Source organism: Mesorhizobium sp. L48C026A00 (assembly GCF_000502375.1).
GTDB lineage: Bacteria > Pseudomonadota > Alphaproteobacteria > Rhizobiales > Rhizobiaceae > Mesorhizobium > Mesorhizobium muleiense.
The window spans coordinates 231317-240451 of record NZ_AYWU01000019.1 but is presented as its reverse complement, the minus strand read 5'-3'; the positions used below and the strand labels follow the sequence as shown (position 1 = coordinate 240451).

Annotated in this window: 7 protein-coding genes and 2 pseudogenes; 3 read left to right on the top strand and 6 right to left on the bottom strand. The window is 59.3% G+C overall.

The annotated features are described in order from the left end of the window. Positions 1-24 precede the first annotated feature (24 nt). Complete coding sequence (locus X738_RS69150; RefSeq protein ID WP_023801622.1) at positions 25-279, bottom strand: DUF6894 family protein; 255 nt, start codon at positions 277-279, stop codon at positions 25-27. A gap of 136 nt (positions 280-415) precedes the next feature. Beyond that, a complete protein-coding gene (locus X738_RS69145) occupies positions 416-655 on the bottom strand; it encodes a hypothetical protein (protein ID WP_023801621.1) in 240 nt (79 codons plus the stop codon). Positions 656-1171: 516 nt separating this feature from the next. On the opposite strand from X738_RS69145, the pseudogene X738_RS69140 reads away from it, so the two are divergent. Then, a pseudogene (locus X738_RS69140) lies at positions 1172-1490 on the top strand (DUF2934 domain-containing protein). A gap of 369 nt (positions 1491-1859) precedes the next feature. On the opposite strand, the gene X738_RS69135 reads toward X738_RS69140, so the two are convergent. Beyond that, on the bottom strand, positions 1860-2378 hold the full coding sequence (locus X738_RS69135) for a YciE/YciF ferroxidase family protein (protein WP_023801620.1): 519 nt from the start codon (positions 2376-2378) through the stop codon (positions 1860-1862). Positions 2379-3425: 1047 nt separating this feature from the next. Between X738_RS69135 and X738_RS85035 the strand changes: the two genes are divergently transcribed. After that, positions 3426-3575 (top strand): hypothetical protein, encoded by a 150-nt coding sequence (locus tag X738_RS85035; RefSeq protein ID WP_156942635.1) that lies wholly within the window; start codon positions 3426-3428, stop codon positions 3573-3575. Between the two features lie 232 nt (positions 3576-3807). On the opposite strand, the gene X738_RS69130 is transcribed toward X738_RS85035, so the two are convergent. From X738_RS69130 to X738_RS69120, 3 genes are all read right to left on the bottom strand, one after another. Beyond that, positions 3808-4356: a hypothetical protein gene (locus tag X738_RS69130; RefSeq protein ID WP_023801618.1), complete on the bottom strand. Its 549-nt coding sequence runs from the start codon at positions 4354-4356 to the stop codon at positions 3808-3810. 10 nt (positions 4357-4366) lie between these two features. Then, positions 4367-5542 (bottom strand): zinc-dependent alcohol dehydrogenase, encoded by a 1176-nt coding sequence (locus tag X738_RS69125; RefSeq protein WP_023801617.1) that lies wholly within the window; start codon positions 5540-5542, stop codon positions 4367-4369. 882 nt (positions 5543-6424) lie between these two features. After that, complete coding sequence (locus X738_RS69120; RefSeq protein ID WP_023801616.1) at positions 6425-7345, bottom strand: DUF6615 family protein; 921 nt, start codon at positions 7343-7345, stop codon at positions 6425-6427. A gap of 675 nt (positions 7346-8020) precedes the next feature. On the opposite strand from X738_RS69120, the pseudogene X738_RS69115 reads away from it, so the two are divergent. Beyond that, positions 8021-9090, top strand: a pseudogene (locus tag X738_RS69115) (metallophosphoesterase). Positions 9091-9135 lie beyond the last annotated feature (45 nt).

Genomic DNA, 9135 nt, shown 5'->3' with positions numbered 1-9135 from the left:
TCCCGAAGCCAATCACTTTAAGCATTAAGGGCGGGTACCGGGCATTCTGGCGGCATCCGAGAAGGGAAATCGCAACACCAATGCGTGTTTGTCGTCGCATATCTCAAAGATCGCGCCTGTCAGCGCTGGCTTCCCGCTGAGCAGTCCCTCAGCCAGGATCTCCTTGGCGGAGGCCATCGCGTTCTCCTCAGCCTGCGCCAAATCCGCGAATTCCTGCCCCTCGAGGTCCTCCATGAGGTGCCCCTCCTCGTTCCGGATATGGAAAAAATATCTCGGCATGCTCAGTCCACCTCCATGGACTATCTAGATGCATGGAGGCTCATGGATAGTGTCGGAAACGTACCAACCGGGGATATGTATGAACCGGACATTCGGCGTGTTGGACTGCCTTGAGCGCTCTGTGCAGGCCAGCGGGTCAGCTGACGCTGTCGGTGATTTCTGACCTGTCGAACAGCACGCCGAGACCATGCTCGACGGCACAGGCGGCGATCATGTCGTCAAGGGCTTTCCCGGACACAGGGCAATTGGGGAGGACTTCCCGTATGGCGGTTTCAGCTCTCGATGTTGAAACCACATCGTGCCGCCTTTTCCTGGTCTCCATATAGTGCTCGATCAGGGTTTTCAGACGCCTTGCCGCAATCTCATCTGCAAACATTGTTGTTCACTCCTGTCAGTCAGGTCGCCCGGAAACAATGGCCCGCCCCTGTACGAGGGCGGGCCAATCCGATCGAGTGACCGGTGATCCGAGTGAGGGACCTGGATCGCTAAAGTAAGTTCGAGCGGGATTATTCGTTCCAAGGCGGCTACGGCTTGGTAATTCCCGTACATTGATTCCGATGCTGAGGTGCACGCCGGACCTCGCAGCCGGTCAGGTGCGTAGGAATTCAGCAAGAGAGCAGGTCGGATGGCGCGCGCGCCAGCGGTCAACAAACTTCACTGTTTCGCGCGCTCATTGCTTTGTTTCACCTGGCATCGCAAAGCACTGGCGCGATCCCCGCTTTCCCTCCGCGCTTTTTGGTCCGGACACCAAAAAGCCCGATGATGCGTCCGCGTCGATCGGCATCGTTCATGCGTTGAACCCGGCGAAAATCTGCTTTGTCCGAATCTGGGTTTGGCGCCGGATCATCCGTCGCGCCCCGCATTGACGACAAATCTGCACGGAGGACTCAAGATGGGCGAAGAACGGCACGAAAAAAACCAACACCGCGCATACCAATTTGGGAACGTGAAGGCAGTAGACACGGCGATCACGAGCGACACTGGCACCAGGCTAAAGCCGAAATTGATCGAGAGGCCGCACTGCCCTTACCGTAGACGATGCTCTTCCGGAAACTCGCGAGATCGCCAGCTCGGACGCTATGACCGTTGAGGCCCTGGCAATGCGAACGGGCATAGGCGGTGACCAGGCCCAAGAATTGATCGATAGGCTTGGCAATGATCGCGCGGCCATCGAGGAAGCCGCGCGGAGCATTAAGGCGGCGGGAGGGTGACCTCAGCGCGGCAATCCTCTTGTCACACGGCTCGTAATGTTCGCCGAGCCTATCGTCTTGTAAGTAAGCCAGTTGGTGCCCCGATCGGCGCCCCCAGTCCAAATCACAATGGCAACAACCAACGAAGCCGCAGGTTGGACGGGCGAAGACCACGCCCAGCCGGTCCAGCCGCGGCGGATCATTTCGAGGATTGTCCAGTGTGCGGACAGGACTTCGACAAGCGCGGCGTGGGCCAGGTGCTTCATCATGTGAAGACCAATCACCAGTTGGGTGCAGCCTATGACAAGGGCGCGCCGCCGTCGTCCGGAGGCGCGTTCTCTCTATTGTTCATGACGTGCTCATTGATCGTGCTTTCGAAGCGCCGTTTAGCTAGGCAGCTTCCTGCATCGCTCTCTTGTTGACGCTAGCCTCTCCAAGCTGCGTCAGCGCTTCGTCAGTCGCCTTTTCCTCTTCGAGCGTCTCCTCGAGCAGTGGCACGGCATCCTTTAGGCCGAGCAGTCCGGCCCAGGTAATCAGGGTGCCATAGCGGGCGATCTCATAGTGTTCGACCGCCTGCGCCGCCGCCACAAGCCCAGCGTCCAGAGCTGGAGCTTCCTTGAATTCCTCCAGTATCTCCTGTCCTTCCTCAATGATGCCGTCGATCGCGGGACATGTCTTTCCTTGTGCCCGTTTGCCGAAAATCTCGAAGACCTGCTGCAGCCGTTCGATCTGAGCCTCCGTCTCGTCGCGGTGCTTTTCGAATGCGGCGGTCAGTTGGTCAGATTCGGCACCCTTGGCCATCTTCTTCAGCGCAGCCAGGATTTTGCGCTCAGCGTAGTAGACGTCCTTCAGTCCGTCGTGGAAAAGATCTTCGAGGCCCTTGGCCTTGCTCNAGGATTTTGCGCTCAGCGTAGTAGACGTCCTTCAGTCCGTCGTGGAAAAGATCTTCGAGGCCCTTGGCCTTGCTCTGCGATTCATTTTTCATAGCCATCGTCGTCTCCGAATGTGAGAAACGCGTGTCTGGTGGCACGCGCAGCTTTAACCAAAGTGGGTGCTGTTTGTTCCTTTGGCCCGATCGGCAATCCTCTGTGCCTGGACGTCATCGACGTAACCGAACAAACCGCAACGCCCCTCAGTAGTGCCTCACGCCTACACGGGCCTGGAATGCGAGGGATTGAGGCAGCGCGCAAGCGGCCATTTCGCTGGATGCCGGCGAAACGTGCAACCCGCCCCGGTGTTCCGTGCACGAAAGAAAGCCCGCGCCCTTCGGGAAAAAAGGACGCGGGCCCATCGGGAGTCANGCCCCGGTGTTCCGTGCACGAAAGAAAGCCCGCGCCCTTCGGGAAAAAAGGACGCGGGCCCATCGGGAGTCATCCATGTCGCAGCTGCACAAATGAAACTTTCAGCCCGCGCCGAAGTTCCACACGGAAACAAGAAAGGCCCGCCGCGCCTTCAGCCGCGCCGCTCCACTGGCCACCAAACGAAATATGAAACCGGCGCCCGAGGGGATGGGAAGGACTCGGCCTGATCAGAGGGTGCCGTCCGATCAACACTAGGGCAAGTGCTGCACGACCCGAACGCATTGGCTCGGCCAGGTTCCCGCACGGAATACAAGCCCACCGCCAGAACCCGCCCTCGCTCGATTTCAGCCAAGCCGCCTACCGTCTCCCCGAATGCCAGGTCGGAAGAACGGACGAGCGTCTGTAACCGAGAGCGNATTTCAGCCAAGCCGCCTACCGTCTCCCCGAATGCCAGGTCGGAAGAACGGACGAGCGTCTGTAACCGAGAGCGATCACGGCTGAGTTCTGGAGGACGAGTTCCAGGATTTCTATCCCGTCCAGACTCCAGCCGTGCCTGCTTGCCACGGATGAGTTTGCCTTCGGACAGCGGCGCTTAGCCTGCCGTTCAGGAACAACAACGCCCAAGCCGAGTTTGGTGGTCCAGGAGGTAACGACAATGCGCATACTGAGAACCTTCTTTGAATACTTGTGGCGCTCGAACAGCAAGTCGCCAGCAGCCCTTGCGCCGCCCGTCGACGCGATCGTTCGGCTGCTGAAAGAAAAGCAAAAACTCGCTACAAAGAAAGGACTTGGTCGACCAGAATAGACTGCTCGCGGCTGACCGTAACGCAGGATGTGGCGACGGGGCACACAGCATCACGCGTCACCTTGCCTATCTGCAGCTTTAGCCGGAACTTGCCATCGGGAACGGTGCACCCGCGGCAGGCTCGGGCATGCGGCAAATGCCTTGGTCGCCTGGAGCAGCGCCAATCGGCGCCGTGTGTATCGGCGGCAATCACGAGAGAAGGAGGATCAGGTTCCCGCCAGTTAGTCACCGCTCAATTCTGGCTGGCAGGTGACGACATGTCTTTTCGTGCAAGGCCCCGCACAGCTTCAAGACCCCGTGGGAAGCCGCTGCGGTTACTAAAATCCTGCGGTTGCCGGCGGCCTCGAGCGTGCCGGGCGCTTACCTTTTGCGCCGTCAATAAATCGATGAGTGTCACACCGGCAACGAGCACCAATGCAAGTCCGACGTTGTCACGTTTTGGATTGTCATGCCGGAACGCCCATAGGAGTGTTCCGATGTCGAGCCCATCACCGGCCACACGGCTCCAAACCCCGGACTGTCTGTCTGCCGACAAGGACAGAATGCCGCTGCTGAGTTCACGCGCTCCATAGGCGCGGATCACGCCTTCCTTACCAGGTATGCCGAGTGCGCGGGCGATGCGCTTGGAGGCTATGAGTTCGACCATGCCCAGCGCAATGCTAAACCATCCGAGTTTGCGCGCTACCATATCGGAGGGCGCGAGCGCCTTCGGGCCAGATTTTACGACCTTTGGGTCGCTTGGCCGTCTGCTGAGATTGCCGAATTTGCTAAGCATGTTCATGACACTGATGCTATGGCTTCAGTACGACTTTGACGCAACTGTCCTGCTTGTCGCGAAAGATCTTGTACATCTCGGGTCCTTGTTCGAGCCCGGCAGTGTGGGTGATGACAAACGACGGGTCGATCTGACCTTCTTCGATGCGGCGCAGTAGGTCGTCGGTCCAGCGGTTCACATGGGTCTGGCCCATCCTGAAGGTCAGGCCTTTGTTCATGGCTTGGCCCATCGGGATCTTGTCGACGAACCCACTGTACACGCCCGCGATTGAGATGACGCCGGCTGGCCTGCAGACATAGATCATTTCACGCAGCACGTGGGGCCGATCGCTCTCCATCAGCATCATCTGCTTCGCGCGGTCATAAACGGTGTCTGGTTGACGAAAAGACACGTGACTTTCCATCCCGATGGCGTCGATGCATTTATCTGGCCCCTTGCCGCCTGTAAGCTCGTTCAGCCTTTCAACAACGCTCTCCTCCAGGAAGTTGATGGTGATCGCGCCGCCCGCTCCGGCCATGGAAAGGCGTTCGGGCAGGCAATCTATGCCCACGACCTGCTTGGCACCGAGAAGAATGGCGCTGCGGATTGCCATCTGCCCCACCGGGCCACAGCCCCAGATCGCGACGGTATCGGAGGGCTCGATTTCGCACTGGACAGCAGCCTGCCAGCCAGTTGGCAACATGTCGCCAAGGAAGAGGACCTGCTCATCGGAGAGCCCGACCGGTACCTTGATGTGCGTTGCATCGGCAAATGGTACGCGAACATACTCGGCTTGTCCGCCCGGGTAACCGCCGGTCAGATGGGTATACCCAAACAGCCCAGCCGTCGTGTGACCGAACGCCTTGTCGGCGATGTTCTTGTTGCGGTTGGTACGTTCGCAGACCGAAAAGTTCCGGCGCTTGCACTGGTCACATTCCCCGCAAATGATGGTGAAGGGAACGACGATGCGGTCTCCCTTCCTAAGCGCGCCGTTTACCCCGGATCCAACTTCCACCACCTCACCCATCATTTCGTGGCCCATAATGTCGCCTGGCAGAATTGCCGGAATGAGGTTGTGATAGAGATGCAGGTCCGAGCCGCAGATCGCGCAGCTCGTCACCTTGACGATGACGTCGCGCGGGTCCTCGATTTCGGGATCGGTAACCTCATCGCAACGTATGTCTTCTTTTCCATGCCAAACCAGCGCTCGCATGCTTAATCTCCGTAGGCCCGGTTCGCGGCGTCATGAGAGCGACCTCGGCCGCTTTCCTTCAGGCTGCGAATTGGCTTTCCGGGGTCCAACCGCGAGGCAGCATCCATGTTCCCCGCCTCCGTTAAAAAACTTAGGCCGGCTTTTGTAGGTGGGGCTGTTGGCAGTGTCGGAGCGTCGAGAAGGCGGTGGCCGCCCTGCCGGACATCGTTAAGAAGGTCAAGGAAGATTCGCGGCTTCGCCGTGGGCGTGGTGCATGGCGGCAACGTGAAGGGGCCGGTTGCGAGTCGGGGTGGAGAAGGTTGGATTTCAGGTGCTCTCCCTCTACCACTCAATTCTCCCAGAACGTTCTCTGCGTAGACTTGGCGGCTCAGAAACCCCGCAGAACTGCTGGCTTTCGGCCGAAAGCTGGGGACTGTTGCTGGTAGTGAAGGTGCCTTTTTTGCTCTCTGTCAGCCCATATTCTCCAAAGCTGGGGAGTGCGCCTTTTTACTCCCTAGCTTTACCCCATTGAAATCACATGGTTTTCCGGCTCGAAAGCTGGGGGTCGTTTGGTGCAAGGTCGCCGTGCGGAGAACACAGAAAGCAAACCAACCGGTGACCAAATTGGGCAGCCGCTTCGGCCTAGGACTGGTGTCGAACTTCAAATGTCTGGAATGGGCCGAAAGCTGCTTGTCCGCTATCGGGACGAAGTTACCAACAAGCAGCCATTCCGTTGACGACCAGAGGCGGGTAGCCGCCTGTTGAACGAACCGCAGCATCCGGGATTACCTGCAACAACCCTAAACGGCAGAATGGCGCTCGGTCGATACCACTGATGGCTTATCGCGCCGTCCGCTGTTGGGCAGATCAATGATGAAGCGATCAGTCAAACGCGCCCCGAAATCAACGCGACCATCTTTCGGACTCTTCGGTGATGATAGGCGTGCGATCGTCGCCGGTTCGGCCAGAGATGAAGGTGACTACCGGGCGTTCCACCGTCCGGTCCACTCTTATGGGGGGACCGTCGGGAATGCGTCGTCCGAAGCGCCCGTCAGGAAGCATCTCCAACGGTTCTGACGGGATGCGCAGGATGATATCCTCGTCCTTCGGCCGCGCAGTTCCCTCGCCGCGCGCCGCCCAGCGCTCGCGAAGTGAGGCGGAGACCACGTCCGGCGGCGGCACGCCCGCTCCCTCCCAATCGCCGCCCGGGCATAGGATTGCCTCTAGACCGAACAGGTGCTCGCGAAGATGGCTTAGGCGCTTGTGGTGCTTGACTGACTTCCGCTTGGCTTTCGCCGCGTTGAGCTTAAGCTTCAACTCCTTCACGACATCAGCGGCAAACGCAAGGTTCACTCCGCTCACCGTCGGTCCGACCCCCGCGAAGTAGGGGTCATCCGCAGCCGACTGGTGATTGTAAAACATGTACAGCGGCACCCAAGGCGGCGGTGCGTCAACGAGCGTCTCAAACTGGAACTTCGCCGAGCGCGGCGGCTTGTGCAACAATTCGTGGTAGGACCGGTGCGCGATGTTCACAGCCTTCTTGGAGTTGAAGGCGGCGCTTAGGCGCTTGGCTTGAATCCTCAATTGGAGTTCGCGACCGGTCGCTATGTGCCAGAAGCGCAGATCGAGGTCACCGCCCGTCACGGCCTCAATCGGATACTGAATGACCAGTTCGGGTCCGGCGAATGCCGCGAGTGCGCCCGTGAAGATGTCGGTCATCGTCTCCTCGCGGAACCGTCCCCGCTTGAGCTTCGCCTCTCGGTCTAGGAGACGGCCAATCAGCAGCGGCAGCGTCTTCGCAAGATCACACATCGTCGTCGGCATGAATCCTCTCGCTCCCTTCCCACCATGATCCGAGGCTGCATACGTTCTCGCCACCGCGTCCAGCCAGAAACGGCTTCACCGCCAAAAGCGATTGTAGAAGGTAAGGAATGAACGACCGCTTTCGGATGCAACGCAAACGCCCGCTGTACAGCCAACATGTGGGCGCATCGCTGCTCGGCAGCCTAGGGGCCGTTTGCCGACCGGCAGTTTCTGGCGTCCAAAAAAGCGATAGCGGACATTCGATCCGGTAGGTCCGAGGCCCCTGACTGACCCGATTGAGACGTAGAACGCTCCATCGCGGTATCGAGCCGATGCCCGGCCGGCTCGGTCGCGCCACTTCCGGTCACGACATTTCTCCAATCCGGACGATCGCGCTGAGCCCGGATCCACTCTCAAGGAGGTGGATACGGCGCAGATCAAGAGCGATCTCGGCCCCCTTCCGGAGGTCCGGCCGCCTGCAAGGACAGACTGCTGTATTTGAGTGGGCTTGAGGAAAGCTGCTGGATACACTGGGCACGAGTCGTCGCAGGCTCCCGTAGATGTGACCAAATGAGGGCTGGCACAAATTCACGTCGCTTCGCTTCAACCCAATGCGATTTAACTCGTAAGTCGGAACGATAAACAATGAACCAATGCGGCGACGGACATTATCCTCCATCCAGACGCGCCGTCGTGATGCAATTGCTCGGCCTTGGCGCAGCAGCCATGTTCCCCAATGCCTCGTTGGGCCAGGCTGCGCCACAACGGCCCCGAACCGACGCAACATTCATCTTTACCAGTGACGTGCATGCCTGCCGCATGGCCAGCGGCCTGAACCCCAATTGCGCGAATGAGGGCAAGACCGACGCAAGCCTCCTCCGTCACATCGCTGTCATCAATCGCATTTCCGGCGAGAGTTGGCCAAGCCGAATTGACGGGGCCGCGACGCGACTTGCGGGTGCGGGGCACAAGATCGCGGAGCCGCTCGGCGTGATCATCGGCGGCGACATGACCGATGACGGGGGCGGTCAGGTCGCGACGCCCGGCGAGGGATCACAGCTTCGCCAGTTCAGCCAGCGCTACCAGCAGGGTATCGGTCCCGATCCGGTTTACACCGGTCTTGGAAATCACGACCTAGATTAAGACGGTCCACCGCCTCATGTCGATTGGTATCGGCGAGAACTGCGGGATTATGTCGAACTCAATCACCGCACGACGGTATTTTTCAAGCCGCCAGTACCGGTGTTAAATTACGATGTAGCGTCCGACAGTTACTCGTGGGACTGGGGCGGACTCCATCTTGTCCAGGCGCACGCTTCGCGGGTGACACCACGAAAGGCGCAATCAGCGGGCTGCCCTGGCTCAAGAACGACCTCGCCACCTACGCTGCCGATGGCAGGCCAGTCGTGCTGTTCCAACATTACGGCTGGGACCAATTCTCGACGGAACGATGGGATCCCGTCAGGCGGACTTTCGACGACGACGGGTCCGGCACGCCGCACTGGTGGAGCGATGCAGAGCGCCAGGCGCTGCAGTCGCTTCTCGCGCAATACAATGTCATCGGCATTTTCCACGGCCATCAGCACGAAACCGCCATGGTCGATCAGCACAGCGGATTGGATCTCTTCAAGCCGAAAGCCGCGTTCATGGGCGGCTTTGCCGTGGTGCATGTCACGGACGACTATTTGGACGTGGTATTCGCCGAAGCGGTCGGCGGCGATGGCGAGGTGAAGTTTACTAACGCCTTCAGCAAACGCCCCGGTTAGCCCTGTCCTAACGCGCTGTTCTGCTTGCAGACTGTCGTCTTGCGA

Excerpts from the sequence above, each read along its gene's own strand:
- X738_RS69150 (WP_023801622.1), bottom strand. The coding sequence starts at position 279 with ATGCCGAGATATTTTTTCCATATCCGGAACGAGGAGGGGCACCTCATG.
- X738_RS69145 (WP_023801621.1), bottom strand. The coding sequence starts at position 655 with ATGTTTGCAGATGAGATTGCGGCAAGGCGTCTGAAAACCCTGATCGAG.
- X738_RS85035 (WP_156942635.1), top strand. The coding sequence starts at position 3,426 with ATGCGCATACTGAGAACCTTCTTTGAATACTTGTGGCGCTCGAACAGC.
- X738_RS69130 (WP_023801618.1), bottom strand. The coding sequence starts at position 4,356 with ATGAACATGCTTAGCAAATTCGGCAATCTCAGCAGACGGCCAAGCGAC.
- X738_RS69125 (WP_023801617.1), bottom strand. The coding sequence starts at position 5,542 with ATGCGAGCGCTGGTTTGGCATGGAAAAGAAGACATACGTTGCGATGAG.
- X738_RS69120 (WP_023801616.1), bottom strand. The coding sequence starts at position 7,345 with ATGCCGACGACGATGTGTGATCTTGCGAAGACGCTGCCGCTGCTGATT.